Raw genomic sequence first — 15,825 nt, 5'->3', positions numbered from 1 at the left:
TCAGCTCAGCTTAATCGCGCAGGGAACGTCCGGTCAGGGCCAGGAAGATGTCTTCGAGGCTGGTGCGTGCGGTGGCGAAGTGCAGCGGCCGGCAGCCGGCCTGCTGCAGCCAGCCCATCACCGGCAAGGCATCGGCGGCCTGCGCCAGGCCGATGTCGAGGGCGACGCCGTCGGCAGTCAGCTCATTGCAGCTCAATGAAATGACACCGCGATGCGCACGCAAGCCGTCCAGCAGCGACGCATGCGCCGGCTCGGCCAGTTCCACGCGCAGCGCGGCCTGGGCGGCCAGGCGGCTGTGCAGCGAGGCCGGGCTCTCGTCCGCCAGCACCTTGCCGTGGTCGATGATGACGATGTGGTCGGCCAGGCGCTCCACCTCTTCCATGTAGTGGCTGGTGTAGATCAGGGCCTTGCCCTGGGCCTGCAGGGCTTCCAGGGTGTCGAAGATGGCGTTGCGGCTTTGCGGGTCGACGCCGACGGTGGGCTCGTCCAGGATCAGCAGCTGCGGATCGTGCATCAGGGCGGCGGCGATGTTCAAACGCCGCTTCATCCCGCCGGAATAGGTCGCGGGCTTGTCGCGCGCGCGGTCCGCCAGGTTCACCTGCCCCAGCACCGTCTCGACCCGCTCGGCCAACTGCTTGCCGCGCAGGCCGTACAGGGCGCCGAACAGCTTCAGGTTTTCCAGGGCCGACAAATCGTCGTACAGCGCCAGGTCCTGCGGCACCACGCCGATCTTGCGCTTGACCGCCGCGGCGCCCGGCGCGACGCGCTCGCTGCCGAGGACGATGTCGCCGGCATCCGGCGCCAGCAGGCCGCACAGCATGCCGACGATGGTCGACTTGCCGGCGCCGTTCGGCCCCAGCAGGCCCACGGTCTGGCCGGCCAGCACGCGGAAGGAGACGCCGTCGACGGCCCGCCGTGTCCCGTAAGTCTTGACCAGATTAGAAACGCTTAGAAGTACTGAGGCCATTTGGTCCCTTGACTATAGTTAGCGTAACGGCGCCTTGAGCAACCGTAGCGAGCGGCCGCAGATTTGGCCGAGAAGCGCAGCCGTACTTACGGTACGGCGAGCATCGCAGGCCGAAGCTGCAACGCGCAGTAGGTTGATCAAGGCGCCATCAGATTGCGTAGCGCACTACGCTGTCACTCCACTGGAACGCGGCCATCTCGAGTTCGACCATGTCGTCGCCTGAAATCGCCAGGCCGCGCAGGGTCGGCAGCACGCCGTCGTCCTGGCTGTCGGGCGACTCGATGCATTCGGCCAGCTTGAGCAGCTCGCCGAAGAAGCCGCTGCGGCGCAGCAGCGCATTGGTGATCTCGTCGCTGACCGGGATCTGCTCGACGATGTCGGCCATCGGGATGCCGAACAGGACGTCCATCAGCGACATGATGCCGACCGTGAAGGCGATCTCGGACAGGTAGCGCTGGCCCGGGCGCAGGCGCTGGGCCAGCAGCTCCATCAGGCGGCCGCGCGTGGTGGCCAGCATCAGCAGCGGGGTCTGGTTGTGGCCGCGCGTGCCCGGCTCGGCGTACAGCATGATCTGCAGCCAGCGCTGCAGCTGGCGCCGGCCCAGCACCAGCAGGGCCTGGGACACCGAATCGATGCGCTGGCGCGCACCGACGGCCGGCGTGTTCACCAGGCGCAGCAGGTTCATGGCGACGGTCACGTCGCGCTTCACGGCGCGTTCGATGTCGGCGTTGTCGACATCGGAGGTGACCTTGTTCATCAGCTCCAGCACCGCCAGTTGCGAAGGCGAGAGCTTGCGCCCACCCAGCACCGAGGGACGGGCGAAATAATAGCCCTGGAAGTAGTCGACGCCGAGGTCCATGCAGGCCTGGTATTCGTCGCGGGTCTCGACCTTGTCCGCCACCACGGTCTTGTTCATGCCGTGCAGGCGCGCTACCAGGCCGGACAGCGCCGGCTGCGCGTTGTTGCGCACATCGAGTTTCACGAAGCGGGCCATTGGCAGCAGCTTCTGCAGGCGCTCGGCTTCATTGGCGCCCGCGCCGCCGATGCCGTCGAGGGCGAACTGGAAGCCGTGGCCGGCCAGTTCGGCCATGCGCGCCAGCACCGCATCGTCGGGCACCACGGAAGGCGCGAGTTCGAGCACGGTGCGCTCGCGCGGCAGGAAGGCGTAGATGTCGCTGCCCAGCACGTCGGCGTCGACGTTGATGAAGCAGTGAGCGTCGCCGATCGCACGCGCCAGGCCGAGCTGGGCAGCGTGGGCGATGACGGTGGCGGTGGCGCTCAGGCCGGGAGTGGGCGCGGAAGGCGTCCCGGCGCCGATATTCGCCTGGCCGAGCGGCGTGCTGCGGAACAGCAGCTCGTATCCGAACAGCGCCTGGTTGCGGTCCAACACGGGCTGGCGGCCCAGGTAGAAATCACGCACCCGCAAGGGATGCTCGGCCTGATCCTGGCTCGGGGTATCGGTCATCTCGGACTCGTTGGCAGCTTGAACACCGGGCTACTTTACCGCATTCCGCCCGCCTAGTGGCTTTTAGGCATTAATTTCCTGCCAAAAACGTGCCAATACGATCACATTTCAGATTATTCCGACAACGGCCATCCATCGACGAAGACCTTCAGCTCGCCGGGTGCGAATTCGGTCCAGGTTTCGTTGGTCGTGAGCGGCGTGGTGACGATGATGGCGACGCGGTCGTTCGGCGTGGTCACCTGCGAAAAATCGACCGACAAATCCTCGTCGGCCAGGCAGGCTTGCGTGAAAGGATACCGGCGCACGACGTAGCACAGCTTGGTCGAGCAATGGGCGAACATCGCCGTGCCGTCCGACAGCATCATGTTGAAGGTGCCGTGGCGCGCGATCACGTGCACCAGGTCGCGGATGGCCGCGCGCAGGGCCGGCATCGCGGGCATCTGGTCGCCGAAGCGTTCGCGCAGCTGCTGCAGCAGGAAGCAGAAGGCGCGTTCGCTGTCGGTGTTGCCGACCGGGCGGAAAGGACCGTCGAGCACCGGTGTGAAATCCTTGAGGTCGCCGTTGTGGGCGAACACCCAGTAGCGGCCCCACAGCTCGCGCACGAAGGGATGGCAGTTTTCCAGGGCGACCTGCCCTTGCGTGGCCTTGCGGATGTGGGCGATGACGTTCAGCGACTTGATCGGGTACTGCTTGATCAGTTCGGCGATCGGCGAGGCGATGGCGGCCTGGTGGTCGACGAAATGGCGGACCCCGGCGCCCTCGAAGAAGGCGATGCCCCAGCCGTCGTGGTGGGTATCGGTGCGGCCGCCGCGGTGGGCGAAGCCGGTAAAGCTGAAGACAATGTCAGTGGGGACATTGCAATTCATGGCGAGTAATTGGCACATGGGAGAAGCTTAACACCATGTGCTGGCTGCCGGGCCCCGCCTCACAATAAGCGTAGGCGACAGGCCCGGAGCGATGCGGGTTTCAATGCAGGACGACCGGCTGGCTCATCAGGGTATCGTAGGAACCCAGGAACTCGTCGATCTCTTCCATCGTCGGCTCGCTTGCGATCAGGTTGTTCACGTCGCGACGGAACGATTGAGCCAGTTTGCCGCCGATGAATGCTTCGCGACGGCCGGATTTGTCGACGATCTCGTAGCCGCCGAAGCGCAGGGCTTCGAGGTTGTGATCGACGCCAAACTCGACGACGCTATATTGCTCGCTGTTGTAGATCATGTTCATGATGACTCCTTCACTCGATCAGATTGGCGAAGCATGGTGCCCGGCGGCGGGCTACCAATAAGGATTGCCTTCCACTTCAATGCTGAGGTGGGGCTGTCCCAACCGATTTCAAGTATCCGGAATTGCCTGAGGAGCTGTAGGCGCGGTCCTATGGTCGGGAGTCAGCCTTAGCAGCTGATCGTATGGCTCGGACTGCAGCCACGATCGCAACTGATCAAGATGCTCGCTGCGGGCGACACCGATGAAAAGACGCTCCGGGCGTTGGCGCAGCATGCGATTCAATGTTACACGCAAAACCAGGTTGCCGGCGCAGCACAGGCAGCCGGGGGCAATGCGCGCGAACAGGACATGCGCAGGTAGGGTGTCCAAGGGGGAAGTACCAAGAGCGAGACCTTCAAGAATCACCGCGGATTTTGCACCATGATGGTGCGATGTTGACAACTGCAGCAGATCGAAGATCGCCTGCTCGCGCGCAGCCGCCGAAGAGCCCGTGACCAGCGTCGTGGTCACGGGAGCGAGCGAAGTCATTGCGCGGCGTTCTTCTTGCCCAGCTTGCCGGGTTCGACGCCCAGTTGCTTGAGCTTGCGGTACAGGTGGGTGCGTTCGAGGCCGGTCTTTTCGGCCACGCGGGTCATCGAGCCGCCTTCGCGGCCGAGATGGTGCTCGAAATACATGCGCTCGAAGGCGTCGCGCGCCTCGCGCAGCGGCAGGTCGAAGGACAGCGTGTAGCCATGCGCATGCGCCTCGCCGTTGCTGACCGGGCGGGCGATGCCGATCGCGCCGTTCTGCGGCGGCTGGGCAGCGTACATCGGCGCGCTCGGGATGCTCGGCTCGGGCACAGGGGCGCTGGCCACGGCCGGGCGCGGCGCGATGGCAGGCGCGCGCGCCACTTCCTGGGCACGGGTTAGGCCCTGCTGCACGGCCTTCAGCAGCTTTTGCAGGGCGATCGGCTTTTCGAGGAAGTTCAGCGCGCCGATGCGGGTCGCCTCGACCGCGGTATCGATCGTCGCGTGCCCGGACATCATGATGACCGGCATGGTGAGCAAGCCATCGCGCTGCCATTCCTTGAGCAGCGTGACGCCGTCGGTGTCCGGCATCCAGATGTCGAGCAGCACCAGGTCGGGCGCGCCCTGCTGGCGTGCGCCACGGGCCTGCTGCGCGTTCTCGGCCAGCTGCACCACGTGGCCCTCGTCGCCGAGGATCTCCGAGAGCAGCTCGCGAATTCCCATTTCATCGTCAACTACGAGTATGTTCGCCATCTTGTATTGCCTTCCTGTCTGACCCTCACACAGCCCAGATTCTAAGCGCGATTTACACTTCGGCCAAGTTCGCCTCGGGTGCTAACTTTAACAGCAAAATCGATACCGAAGCGCCAGATCCGTCCGCGCGGTTGGCAACGTCGATGCGGCCGCCGTGTTCGTCGACGATCTTCTTGACCATCGGCAGGCCCAGACCGGTGCCCCGGACCTTCGATGTGACGTAGGGTTCGAAGGCGCGCGACAGGATTTTCGGCGCGAAGCCGGGGCCGTTGTCGACGATCGCCAGGCGCACCGCGGTGCCGGCGGCGCCGTCCGCGCCCTCGTAGTGAATGGCCTCGGTGACGACGTCGATGCGCGGCGCATCGCCGTTCGGCGGCGGGGCGTCGGCCAGCGCGTCCTGGGCGTTCTGCAGCAGGTTGTGGATCACCTGGCGCAGCTGGGTGGCGTCGCCCATCACCGGCGGCAGGTTGGCGCCCAATGCGGCGTGGATGACGTCCGAGCTGTCGCCGGCCAGGTAGAGGTTCAGGATCTGCGAGATCAGGTCGTTCAGGTCGAGCGGGTGCAGCACCGCCGGCGGCGCCTTGGCGTAGTCGCGGAAGTCGTCGACCATGCGCTTCATGGCGTCCACCTGCGTGACGATGGTGTCGGTGCCCTTCTTCAGCAGCGCGGCGCCGTCCGCATCCAGGCGGTCGGCCAGCTTCATCTGCATGCGCTCCGCCGACAGCTGGATCGGCGTCAGCGGGTTCTTGATCTCGTGCGCCAGGCGCCGCGCGACCTCGCCCCAGGCCACCGAGCGCTGGGCCGAGATGACGTCGGAGATATCGTCGAACACCACGATGAAGCCACTGCCCGCCCCCACCGGCAGGCGCGAGCCGCGCGCCAGCAGGGTCAGGTCGTGGTCGTCGCTGGTGCCGGGACGGCGCGGCACTTCGATCTGCTGCTGCCAGTGCGTGCGCAGGTCGCCGTGGCGGCGTCCGTGGCGCGCGGAGGTATGCGCGCTCTGCGCCGCGCTCTGGGCCGAGAAGGCGCGCGTGACGGCGCTGGCGAAAGCTTCCAGGCCCTCGATCGCATCCAGCGGACGGCCCGCCAGCGCGTTCGCGTCCACCTGCAGGATGCGGTGCACGGCCTCGTTCGAGTTGACCACCACGCCGTCGGCATCCATCACGACCACGCCGGCCGACATGTTGGCCAGCACCGACTCCAGGTGGGCCTTGGCGCTTTCCAGCGCGGAGCGGTTGCGCTCGACGGCGGAACGCGCCTCGAACAGCTGGCCGGTCATGGCGTTGAAGGATTGCGTCAGCGTGCCGAGTTCGTCGCTGGTCTCGACGATCGGACGCGGCGAGAGGTCGCCCTCGGCCACCGCGCGCGTGCCCTCGGCCAGCACCAGTAGCGGCTGCGCCAGGTTGCCGGCGATGAGGAAGGCGCTGCCGATGGCGGAGAAGATCGCCAGCAGCAGGGTCAGTGTCAGGGTCTCGATGTACATCTTGCGCAGGCCCCTGCGCGAGAAGTCGCGGTTCTGGTAGGTGCTGTAGGCATCCTGCAGCACCTGGGCATTCGAGGCCAGGTTGACCGGCACCGACTGCATCAGCTGCAGGTAGCGCGGCGCCGTGCCCGGCGGCTCCGGCACCGCTACCACCGCGCGCAGGCGCAGGCCGGTGGCCATGTCCAGGCCGGTGGGCGCGCCGCCGTTCTGGAAGTCGCGGAACTCGCGCTCGGCGCTGCCTTCGGACTGCGCGTAGCCGCCCGGCAGCGCGGCGCGCTTGAGGATCTGCGGCGTCGGCAGGTCCGGGGTCAGGTCGACCTGCGGATCCTCGGCGGCCGAAGCCAGCACCTGGCCCTCGGCCGACAGCAGCAGCGCGCTCTGCATGCCGGTCTCGCCGCTGACCAGGCGGGTCAGGATCGCGCGCGCGTTGGCCTGGTCCTGGCCGGCCAGGGTCGCGGCGATGGTGTTCGCGGTGGCGCCCAGCTGCGACTTCGATTCGTCCAGCGCCGCCTGCCCCAGCTTCAGGCCGGAGTCCAGCGCGGCCTCGATCTTGACGTCGAACCAGGAGTCGATCGAGTGCGAGACGAAGCGCACCGAGACCATGAAGATCAGGAGTCCCGGCAGGATGCCGATGCCGGCGAACAGCAGCATCAGGCGCGCCATCAGGCGCGAGCCGAACTTGCCGGCCTTGTAGCGCGCGTACAGGCGCGTCAGCGCGACGATCACCAGGATCAGCAGCGCGCCGGTGACGGCGGCGTTCAGCCCCAGCAGCCAGGAGTAGTTACGGTCGAGGAAGCCCGAGTTGTCGGACGCGGAGGCGAGCAGGAACAGCAGGATCGAACCGATCGCGCTGCCGATCACGAGTGCGTAGCGCAGGACCTGGGTCACGGCTTATTCCGCCCGGTAGGTAAAGGTCTTCTTGTGCGACGCCAGGCGCAGGTCGGAGTTGTTGAAGGCGTCCACCTGGAGCGGCTTCTGCAGGTAATCGCGGTCCATGAACATGCGCAGGGTGACGTTGTAGACTTCGCCCGGTTTGAGCTCGCCCCTGGACGCGATCAGCCAGCGGCTGGGGCGCCTGATCGACAGCAGCGCCTCGTCGAGCGTCTGGTAGCTTTGCTGCAGGCCGCCGCTCTGCTGGGGCCCGCTGATCACCTGCACGGTGTACTGGCGCGTCAGCAGGTCGTAATGCAGGCGCACGGTGCGGCGCTTGGACACCGCCTTGTCGTCGGTCCACCACCAGCGCGGCCGGGTCAGCTCGATCTCGGTGGTGAAATGCAGGGGTATGCCGTGCATCACGGCCTGCTCGAGGCCGGAGGGCAGCTCGAAGGAGTAATTGGCGGCCAGGCGATAGCCGTCGTCGGAGGCTTCGATGCCGGCCCGGGTGATCTCGATCCCCTCGGCCGCCTGCGCGCTGGCGCAGGCGAAGACCAGCAGCAGCTGGCAAACGAGCAGGCGGAAGAATCGAGCAGTCACTAGGGCCGGAACCTTAAAAAAGCGTGTTATCGGGAAGTCTCACGCCCCGGCCTTCTGGAACAGGGCATAGAACAGACCATCATGATCCTGCCCGGCACCGCTCGTTGGAAGAAGCTGGCCCGGCGCATCGAGGCGGACCGCGTTATGGCGTGCCGCAAAGGCGGCTGCCTGCGCTTCCGATTCCTGCGGCCAGAGCGAACATGTCACAAACAGCAATTTACCATCGGGCCGCAGCATCTGCCAAAGGTTGTCGAGTATTTTGGTGGAAAGTGTTGCAAGTTGGTGGGTATCGCTCTTGCGACGCAACCAACGGATGTCCGGATGGCGCCGCACGATGCCCGAAGCCGTGCACGGCACGTCGGCCAGGATGCGGTCGTACTGCACGCCGTCCCACCAGTCCGTGTTCTCGGCGGCGCCGGCTTTGACGGTGGCTTGCAGGCCCAGTCGCTGCAGATTCTGGTCGACCCGCACCAGGCGGCGGCCGTCGACATCCAGCGCCGTCAGATCGACCTCGGCGCTCTCGAGGATGTGGCCGCTCTTGCCGCCCGGCGCCGCGCAGGCATCCAGCACGCGCATGCCGTCTTGCAGGTCGAGCAGCGGCGCGGCCAGCTGGGCGCCGGCATCCTGTACCGACACCAGGCCCTGCTCGAAGCCGGGAATCTGGGCCACGTTCATCGCTTGCGCCAGGCGCAGCGCGCTCGGGCCGACGCGGCCGGCCTCGATGCCGGCCGCGGCCAGGGTCTGCAGGTAGTCGTCGACGCTGGTCTTGCGCAGGTTGACGCGCAGGGTCAGCGGCGGCTGGCAGTTGCCGGCCTGGAGCACGTCCTGCCACTGCTGCGGATAGGCCGTGCGCACTGCGTCGATCCACCATTGCGGGTAGTTCCAGCGCGCCGGCGGCTGCGCCAGCGCGGTGTTCAACAAGGCGTCGCGCTCGCGCAGGAAGCGCCGCAGCACCGCGTTCACCATCGCCTTGGCGTGCGCGAAATCGGGGTGGCTCGCGGCCGCGCCGACCGCCTGGTCGACCACGGTAAACGCTTCGTAAGGCGCCTGTCTGCCTTCCGGCGGATCGAGCAGGGCCAGCGCCGCGCACAGCAGGCCGGCCAGCATGGCGGGCTCCGGCGCTTTACTGGTCATCATGCCCAGCAGGGTCTCGCTGCGACCCAGCTGGCGCATGCTGCGGTAGGCGATGTCCTGCATCGCGCCGCGCGCCTGCGGGGTCGCGCCATAAGCCTGGAACACCTCGCTGAGCGCCTGCGGCAGCGCGGTGCCGGTGCGCACGCGCGCCAGGCTGCTGGCCGCGCCGAGCAGGGCGAAGGCCAGCGAATCGGTTTTCAGGTCCGGGCGAAAATCGAGCTGGGCCGGCACTTTGACTTCGCTGCTCTGGCGCAGGCGCGGGGCTTCGTCGACGGCAGACGGGGCCTTGACTTGCGGGATCGGAGCCGGAGGGCGTCCCTGCGGCGCCGGGCCGCGTGGGCCGCCGGCGCTCTTGCCCGGACCTCCCTTGGCCTGGGGCCGCGCGGGGCCGGCGGATTTGGCCGCGGCCTTGGGTTTCAGGGTGAGCGTCGGGCGCTTTTCAGTCATGGCGAATCGGACAATGCATAAAGACGCACATTGTAGCGGTTAAGCGTTGCGCAGGCTTAAACGAAGCTTTGGAGCAAGGTCCAGGGCGTATTCCGCATTGCGTCAAACCAGTATAATGAGCAGCATCCCCCAGACTATTTCCTTTTCGACCACAGTCCATGCTCGCCCAACAAAAACAAGAAATCGTTGCCCTGTTCCAGGCCGCCCTTGCCCCGATCATTGCCGGCAGCGATTTGACCCCCGCAGTCGTTCCTAACATTGCGCTCGAACGTCCGCGCGACCCGACCCATGGCGACATCGCCTGTAACATCGCGATGCAGCTGGCCAAGCCGCTGAAGACCAATCCGCGCGAACTGGCTACGCGCCTGGTCGCCGCCCTGCAGGCCGATCCGAAGGCGCAGGGCCTGATCGCCTCGGCCGAGATCGCGGGTCCGGGCTTCATCAACCTGCGCGTGGCCGACGCCGCCAAGCAGTCGGTGGTGCGCAGCGTCCTGCAGCAGGGCGCAGCCTTCGGCCGCGGCGATGGCGGCAACGGCCACCACGTGATCATCGAATTCGTCTCGGCCAACCCGACCGGCCCGCTGCACGTCGGCCACGGCCGCCAGGCCGCGCTGGGCGACTCCCTGTCCGCGCTGTTCGAGTCGCAGGGCCACAAGGTCACCCGCGAGTTCTATTACAACGACGCCGGCGTCCAGATCGCGACCCTGGCGACCTCGGTGCAGGCGCGCGCCCGCGGCTTCAAGCCGGGCGACGCCGAATGGCCGGAGTCGGCCTACAACGGCGACTACATCCAGGACATCGCCGACGACTTCCTCGCCAAGAAGACTGTCTCGGCCAGCGACGGCCAGCCGGCCACCGCCTCGGGCGATGTGAACGACATCGAATCGATCCGCCGCTTCGCCGTCACCTACCTGCGCAACGAGCAGGACCAGGACCTGCAAGCCTTCGGCGTGAAGTTCGATAACTATTATCTGGAGTCCTCGCTGTACGCCGACGGCAAGGTGGCCGCGGCCGTGCAGGCCCTGGTCGACGCCGGCGTCACGTTCGAAGCCGACGGCGCGCTGTGGCTGAAGACCACCGACTACGGCGACGACAAGGACCGCGTGATGCGCAAGTCCGACGGCACCTTCACCTATTTCGTGCCGGACGTGGCTTACCACATCCAGAAATTCAAGCGCGGCTTCGACCAGGCCATCAATGTCCAGGGCAGCGACCACCACGGCACCATCGCGCGCGTGCGCGCCGGCCTGCAGGCGGTGAACATCGGCATCCCGCAGGGCTACCCGGACTACGTGCTGCACAAGATGGTCACCGTCATGAAGAACGGCGAAGAGGTCAAGATCTCCAAGCGCGCCGGCTCCTACGTGACCGTGCGCGACCTGATCGAATGGTCGGGCAACGGCGACGTCACCCGCGGCCGCGATGCCGTGCGCTTCTTCCTCATCTCGCGCAAGGCCGACACCGAGTTCGTGTTCGACGTCGACGTCGCGCTGGCCACCAACGACGAGAACCCGGTGTACTACGTGCAGTACGCCCACGCCCGCATCTGCTCGGCGCTGGCCAACTGGGGCGGCGACCCCGCCAGCCTCGCCAACGCCGATCTGTCGCCGCTGACCCAGCCGCATGAAGCCAGCCTGCTGGCCAAGCTGGCCGAGTTCCCGGAGATGCTGCAGCGCGCCCAGTCCGAACTGGGGCCGCACCAGGTCGCGTTCTACCTGCGCGAGCTGGCCGGCGAGCTGCACAGCTACTACTTCGCGCACAAGTGGCTGCTCGACGACGACGAAGCGCTGAAGCTGGCGCGCCTGGCCCTGGCCCTGGCTGTGCGCCAGGTACTGCGCAACGGCCTCGCGCTGATCGGCGTCTCGGCGCCGGAGAAGATGTAATGGCACGCGGCAGCAGCATCCTTGCCCTCGCGCGCCAGCGCGGCAGCACGCTCACCGGCCTGATCATCGGCCTGATCGTCGGCCTCGGCATCGCCGTCGCCGTGGCCCTGACGATCACCAAGGGCGCCTCGCCGTTCACGGAAAAGGCCGCCAAGGCGGGCCGTCCGGCCGACCCGGCGCCGGGCCAGGCCATGGATCCGAACAAGCCGATGTACGCCAACCGCGACGCCGTGCGCGAGGCCAACAAGGAAGTGACCGAGAAGGCGGCCGCGCGCAGCGCGAAGCCGGCTGACGCAGCCGCACCGGCCGCGGCGGCCGATCCGCTGGGCCAGGCGATCGCCAATATGGAGTCGAGGCAGCCAGTGGCTGCCTCGACGGCCGCCCAAGCCCAGCCGGCCGCGCGCGAAGCGCATCCGCTGGCGACGTCCGCCGCACCGCCGACCTCGGTGGCGGCCGCCCCGGCCGCGGCCAGCGGCGATTACATCTACTACCTGCAGGCCGGCGCCTTCCGCGAAATGTCGGACGCCGAGGCCACCCGCGCCAAGCTGGCCCTGCTCGGCTTCGAAGCCGCGATCAGCGACCGCACCAGCGACAGCGGCGTGCTGCACCGCGTGCGCCTCGGCCCGTACAACCAGGTCGAAGCGATGAACAAGGCGCGCGCCAAGCTGCTCGACAGCGGCGTCGACGTCGCCATCGTGCGCAACCAGCGCTGAACGGGCCATTCATGACGAGCCGCCGCCCGTTTCTTCGTCTATGCTGCGTTTCGATGCTCGGCCTGGCCGCGGCGGGCGCGGTCTCTTTGCCCGCTGCTGCTGCCACCGAGCCGAAGGAAGGGGTCGAGTACCTGACCCTGCCCTCGCCGCTTCCCACGGACACCGGCCGCAAGGTCGAGGTGATCGAGTTCTTCGCGTATTACTGCCCGCATTGCTACGCCTTCGAGCCTGCCCTGGCCGCGTGGGTCAGGCAGCAGGGTGACAGGATCGCCTTCAAGCGCGTGCACGTCTCGCGTGACGCCAACGTGGCGCCGCAGCAGCGACTGTTCTTCACGCTGGAAGCGATGGGCCTCACGGAGCGCTTCCACGACAAGGTGTTCGCCGCCATGCACGTCGACCGCCTGCGCCTGAACAGCGACGAGCAGGTGTTCGACTGGATCGGGAAGAACGGCATCGACAGCGCGAAGTTCATCGACACCTACCGCTCCTTCGGCATCCAGCAGCGCCTGCGCCGCGCGGAGGCCATGATGGACGCCTACCATATCGACCGCTGGCCGATGATCGCGATCGGCGGCCGTTACCTGACCTCGCCCTCGCATGCCAATGAAAGCGCAATCGCCGCCGGCGAAGCCCGCAGCGAGGCGCTGCAGCACCAGGTGGTGCTGCAGGTGATGGACTACCTGGTGGGCAAGGCCAGGCAATGAGTTCCGCGGCGAGCCGCGCCAACACCCCGCTGCGCGTGTTCATCACCGGCGCGTCCAGCGGCATCGGCGCCGCCCTGGCGCGCGAATATGCGGCGCAAGGCGCCGCGCTCGGCCTCCTGGCGCGCCGCCGCGACGCGCTCGAAGCCCTGATCGCCACCCTCCCCCATCCGGAACGCCATCGCGCCTACGCCGTCGACGTCACCGAGCACGCGGCGCTTGCCAGGGCCGCGCAGGACTTCATCGCCGTGAACAAGGGCGCCGACGTCGTGATCGCCTCGGCCGGCATCTCGCACGGCACCCTGACCGAGCGGCCTGAGGACCTGCCGCTGTTCGCCTCCGTGTTCGCCACCAACGTGGATGCCACCATCGCCACCTTCGCGCCCTTCATCGGCGCGATGAAAACCCAGGCCGGCATGCGCCGGCTGGTGGCGATCGGCAGCATGGCCGGCGTGCGCGGCATGCGCGGCGCCGGCGCCTACTGCGCCTCGAAGGCGGCGGTGCACAGCTATGCCGAATCGCTGCGCCTCGAAATGCGCCCTTACGGCATCCGGGTCGTGACCATCGCGCCCGGCTACATCGATACACCCATGACCAGCAATAACCGTTTCCCCATGCCCTTCCTGATGCCGGCCGGACGCTTCGCGGCGCAAGCCGTGCGCGCCATCGACGCCGGCGCGAGCTTCCGCGTGATTCCCTGGCAGATGGGCCTTGTCGCCAAACTGCTGCGCGTGCTGCCGGACTTCCTGTTCGACCCGCTGTTCGCGCGCGCGCCGCAAAAGGCGCGAAAGGAGGCCGCATGAACGCCCAGCAGATCATGGCGCTGTCCCAGGCCGGGGCGCAGTGTCTCGTCAAGGTGGAAGTGGTCGCGGAGACCGGATCGACCAATGCCGACCTGCTTGCGCGCGCACCTGGCCTCGATGCGCCCGTGCTGCTGGTGGCCGAACATCAGACTGCGGGCCGCGGCCGCGCTGGACGCAGCTGGCTGTCCGCGCCCGGCCACTCGCTCACCTTTTCGCTGGCCTGGAAGTTCGCGGGCGGCGTCCAAAAGCTGACCGGCCTGCCGCTGGCGGTCGGTACGGCCCTGGCCGAGACCCTCGGCCGGCTCGGCCAGCCGGTCCAGCTGAAATGGCCGAACGATGTGCTCAAGGACGGCGACAAGCTGGCCGGCATCCTGGTCGAAACCGCGGCCGCGGAGAACGGCGGCGTCTGGGCCGTGATCGGCATCGGCCTGAACCTGGCCATGCCGGATGAGCTGGAACAACAGATCGGCCGCTCCGTCGCCGTCGTGCCCTGGCTGGCGCGCATGGAGCGCGACACCCTGCTGGCCGCCATCCTGGACGGCCTGGCCGAGGCCCTGCGCCTGTTCGACAAGAGCGGCTTTGGCGCCTTCAGCGCGCGCTGGAACCTGCTGCACGGCTGGCAGGGCCAGCTGGTCACCATCCTCGACCGCGGCGAAGTGCTGCACGAAGGCCTGGCCGCCGGGGTCGACGATGCCGGACGCCTGCTGCTGGATACCGAAAGCGGCCGCATGACCATCGTTGCCGGCGACGTCTCGCTGCGCATCAAGGGCTAAGGCGATGACGATGCTGCTGGTCGACGCAGGCAATACCCGGGTCAAGTGGGCCATCGCACAGGATGATGCGGCGCCGGGCGACTGGCTCGCGCATGGCGCGGTGGTGCATGCGGAGCTGGACAGCCTGGCCGCCGCCTGGGCCGGGCATGCCGTGGCGCGCGCGATCGTCTCGAACGTCGCCGGCGCTGCCATGCGCGACAAGCTGACCGCGCTTCTACCTGTGGCGCAACCCGAGTGGTTCACTGCCCAGGCCGAGCTGGCCGGGCTGCGCAACCGCTACCGCAATCCAACCCAGCTGGGCGCGGATCGCTTCGCCGCTGCGCTGGGTGCGCGCACCCTGGTGCCAGGCAAGGCGCTGGCGGTGGCCACCTGCGGCACCGCGACCACGGTGGACGGCGTCACGGCAGACGGCGACTTCGTCGGCGGGATGATCCTGCCGGGCCTGGGCCTGATGCTATCCTCGCTGGCGCGCGGCACCGCGCAACTGCCCGAGACCAGCGCCGCAGCCACGTTGCCGCCGGCCTTTGCCGACAACACGCTGGACGCGATCCGTTCGGGCTGCATCGCCGCCCAGGCGGGCGCCATCGAGCGCGCTTTCGCCGCCCTGCCGGCGGAGCTATGCATCGTCTCGGGCGGCGCGGCGGGCCATGTGGCGCCGGCTTTGTCCCTGCCCTGCCGGATGCTGGATAATATCGTGCTGGTCGGCCTACACGCGGCCGCCCTCGCTCCCACTTCATCATAGGAAAACGCTGTGTTGAGATTCGTCTTCTGGTCGCTGCTGTTCCTGAACGCCGCCCTGTTCGCCTACGCGCAGGGCTTCATGGGCTCGAACAAGGGCAGCGAGGAAGAACGCGCGCGCATCAAGCCCCAGCTGGAAGCCGGCAGACTGACCCTGCTGACCAGCGAGCAGGCCGAGGCCGCGAAGACGCCAGCAGCGGCAGCGGCAACGGCGCAAGCCAGCGCTCCCGCGGCGGCCGCCGAAGAAGCGAGCGCACCTGCTCCCGCGCCTGCCGCGCCGGCAAAACCGCTGGCCTGCATCGACGTCGGCACCTTCAGCGCTGGCGAATCGAAGCGCTTCGAATCGCGCCTGGCCGCATTGGACCTGGGCGAGCGCCAGTCGCGCCAGGCTGTGCAGGCCCAGGATGTGACCAGCTACCTGGTGAACATCCCGCCCCAGGCCAGCAAGGACGCGGCCGATCGCAAGGCCGGCGAACTGCGCGAACTGGGCGTCACGAATTTCTTCATCATGTCGGGAGACTCGCCCATGAAGTGGGCAATCTCGCTGGGCGTGTTCAAGACCGAGAGCGGCGCCCAGACCCTGCTGGCGCAGCTGAACAAGCAGGGCGTTCACAGCGCCCGCATCACGCCGCGCGGACCGCAGACCACGCGCTATACCTACCGCTTCCGCGATATCGAGGCGGCGGCGCGCGAACGCATCGTATCGGTGGCGGACGCGGTGTCGTCGGCGGAAGTCAAGAACTGCCGCTGACCGGGCGAGCG

General features: G+C 67.6%; 16 protein-coding genes. 7 read left to right on the top strand and 9 right to left on the bottom strand.

What is annotated here, in order from left to right:
* Positions 1-10 precede the first annotated feature (10 nt).
* The 9 genes from LQV39_RS02885 to rsmB form a co-directional block, all read right to left on the bottom strand.
* A complete protein-coding gene (locus LQV39_RS02885; protein ID WP_230020240.1) occupies positions 11-967 on the bottom strand; it encodes an ABC transporter ATP-binding protein in 957 nt (318 codons plus the stop codon).
* A gap of 148 nt (positions 968-1,115) precedes the next feature.
* Complete coding sequence (locus LQV39_RS02880) at positions 1,116-2,432, bottom strand: EAL and HDOD domain-containing protein (protein WP_230020239.1); 1,317 nt, start codon at positions 2,430-2,432, stop codon at positions 1,116-1,118.
* Positions 2,433-2,545: 113 nt separating this feature from the next.
* Positions 2,546-3,316 (bottom strand): class II glutamine amidotransferase, encoded by a 771-nt coding sequence (locus LQV39_RS02875; protein ID WP_230020238.1) that lies wholly within the window; start codon positions 3,314-3,316, stop codon positions 2,546-2,548.
* An 82-nt stretch (positions 3,317-3,398) separates the two neighbouring features.
* Complete coding sequence (locus LQV39_RS02870; RefSeq protein WP_230020237.1) at positions 3,399-3,656, bottom strand: DUF3567 domain-containing protein; 258 nt, start codon at positions 3,654-3,656, stop codon at positions 3,399-3,401.
* Between the two features lie 108 nt (positions 3,657-3,764).
* Positions 3,765-4,184 (bottom strand): GTPase, encoded by a 420-nt coding sequence (locus tag LQV39_RS02865; protein WP_230020236.1) that lies wholly within the window; start codon positions 4,182-4,184, stop codon positions 3,765-3,767.
* A complete protein-coding gene (locus LQV39_RS02860; RefSeq protein WP_230020235.1) occupies positions 4,181-4,915 on the bottom strand; it encodes a response regulator in 735 nt (244 codons plus the stop codon). The genes LQV39_RS02865 and LQV39_RS02860 overlap by 4 nt, the downstream gene beginning before the upstream one ends.
* Positions 4,916-4,967: 52 nt before the next feature.
* Entirely contained in the window at positions 4,968-7,286 is a 2,319-nt protein-coding gene (locus LQV39_RS02855; RefSeq protein WP_230020234.1) for an ATP-binding protein, read from the bottom strand.
* Positions 7,287-7,289: 3 nt separating this feature from the next.
* The gene (locus tag LQV39_RS02850) at positions 7,290-7,871 is read right to left on the bottom strand and encodes a DUF4390 domain-containing protein (protein ID WP_230020233.1); all 582 of its coding nucleotides are present in this window, start codon (positions 7,869-7,871) and stop codon (positions 7,290-7,292) included.
* Between the two features lie 39 nt (positions 7,872-7,910).
* Positions 7,911-9,452, bottom strand: a complete 1,542-nt coding sequence (gene rsmB / locus LQV39_RS02845) for a 16S rRNA (cytosine(967)-C(5))-methyltransferase RsmB (protein WP_230020232.1) — start codon at positions 9,450-9,452, stop codon at positions 7,911-7,913.
* Positions 9,453-9,610: 158 nt separating this feature from the next.
* On the opposite strand from rsmB, the gene argS reads away from it, so the two are divergent.
* The 7 genes from argS to LQV39_RS02810 are packed head-to-tail and all read left to right on the top strand — an operon-like array spanning position 9,611 to position 15,814.
* Positions 9,611-11,335, top strand: coding sequence for an arginine--tRNA ligase (gene argS / locus LQV39_RS02840; RefSeq protein ID WP_230020231.1), 1,725 nt, complete (start codon positions 9,611-9,613; stop codon positions 11,333-11,335).
* Complete coding sequence (locus LQV39_RS02835; protein WP_230020230.1) at positions 11,335-12,048, top strand: SPOR domain-containing protein; 714 nt, start codon at positions 11,335-11,337, stop codon at positions 12,046-12,048. Before argS ends, LQV39_RS02835 begins: the two co-directional genes overlap by 1 nt.
* A 53-nt stretch (positions 12,049-12,101) precedes the next feature.
* Positions 12,102-12,752: a thiol:disulfide interchange protein DsbA/DsbL gene (locus LQV39_RS02830; RefSeq protein WP_230020229.1), complete on the top strand. Its 651-nt coding sequence runs from the start codon at positions 12,102-12,104 to the stop codon at positions 12,750-12,752.
* Entirely contained in the window at positions 12,749-13,552 is an 804-nt protein-coding gene (locus tag LQV39_RS02825) for an SDR family oxidoreductase (RefSeq protein WP_230020228.1), read from the top strand. The genes LQV39_RS02830 and LQV39_RS02825 overlap by 4 nt, the downstream gene beginning before the upstream one ends.
* Positions 13,549-14,325: a biotin--[acetyl-CoA-carboxylase] ligase gene (locus LQV39_RS02820; protein ID WP_230020227.1), complete on the top strand. Its 777-nt coding sequence runs from the start codon at positions 13,549-13,551 to the stop codon at positions 14,323-14,325. The genes LQV39_RS02825 and LQV39_RS02820 overlap by 4 nt, the downstream gene beginning before the upstream one ends.
* Before the next feature lie 10 nt (positions 14,326-14,335).
* Positions 14,336-15,067 (top strand): type III pantothenate kinase, encoded by a 732-nt coding sequence (locus LQV39_RS02815; RefSeq protein ID WP_230020226.1) that lies wholly within the window; start codon positions 14,336-14,338, stop codon positions 15,065-15,067.
* 9 nt (positions 15,068-15,076) lie between these two features.
* Positions 15,077-15,814 (top strand): SPOR domain-containing protein, encoded by a 738-nt coding sequence (locus LQV39_RS02810; protein WP_230020225.1) that lies wholly within the window; start codon positions 15,077-15,079, stop codon positions 15,812-15,814.
* Positions 15,815-15,825: the final 11 nt, after the last annotated feature.

Source organism: Massilia sp. Bi118 (assembly GCF_918697865.1).
Lineage (GTDB): Bacteria > Pseudomonadota > Gammaproteobacteria > Burkholderiales > Burkholderiaceae_D > Telluria.
This window is presented reverse-complemented; position numbering and strand designations above follow the sequence as displayed.

Excerpts from the sequence above, each read along its gene's own strand:
- LQV39_RS02885 (WP_230020240.1), bottom strand. The coding sequence starts at position 967 with ATGGCCTCAGTACTTCTAAGCGTTTCTAATCTGGTCAAGACTTACGGG.
- LQV39_RS02880 (WP_230020239.1), bottom strand. The coding sequence starts at position 2,432 with ATGACCGATACCCCGAGCCAGGATCAGGCCGAGCATCCCTTGCGGGTG.
- LQV39_RS02875 (WP_230020238.1), bottom strand. The coding sequence starts at position 3,316 with ATGTGCCAATTACTCGCCATGAATTGCAATGTCCCCACTGACATTGTC.
- LQV39_RS02870 (WP_230020237.1), bottom strand. The coding sequence starts at position 3,656 with ATGAACATGATCTACAACAGCGAGCAATATAGCGTCGTCGAGTTTGGC.
- LQV39_RS02865 (WP_230020236.1), bottom strand. The coding sequence starts at position 4,184 with ATGACTTCGCTCGCTCCCGTGACCACGACGCTGGTCACGGGCTCTTCG.
- LQV39_RS02860 (WP_230020235.1), bottom strand. The coding sequence starts at position 4,915 with ATGGCGAACATACTCGTAGTTGACGATGAAATGGGAATTCGCGAGCTG.
- rsmB (WP_230020232.1), bottom strand. The coding sequence starts at position 9,452 with ATGACTGAAAAGCGCCCGACGCTCACCCTGAAACCCAAGGCCGCGGCC.
- argS (WP_230020231.1), top strand. The coding sequence starts at position 9,611 with ATGCTCGCCCAACAAAAACAAGAAATCGTTGCCCTGTTCCAGGCCGCC.
- LQV39_RS02835 (WP_230020230.1), top strand. The coding sequence starts at position 11,335 with ATGGCACGCGGCAGCAGCATCCTTGCCCTCGCGCGCCAGCGCGGCAGC.
- LQV39_RS02830 (WP_230020229.1), top strand. The coding sequence starts at position 12,102 with ATGCTCGGCCTGGCCGCGGCGGGCGCGGTCTCTTTGCCCGCTGCTGCT.
- LQV39_RS02825 (WP_230020228.1), top strand. The coding sequence starts at position 12,749 with ATGAGTTCCGCGGCGAGCCGCGCCAACACCCCGCTGCGCGTGTTCATC.
- LQV39_RS02820 (WP_230020227.1), top strand. The coding sequence starts at position 13,549 with ATGAACGCCCAGCAGATCATGGCGCTGTCCCAGGCCGGGGCGCAGTGT.
- LQV39_RS02815 (WP_230020226.1), top strand. The coding sequence starts at position 14,336 with ATGCTGCTGGTCGACGCAGGCAATACCCGGGTCAAGTGGGCCATCGCA.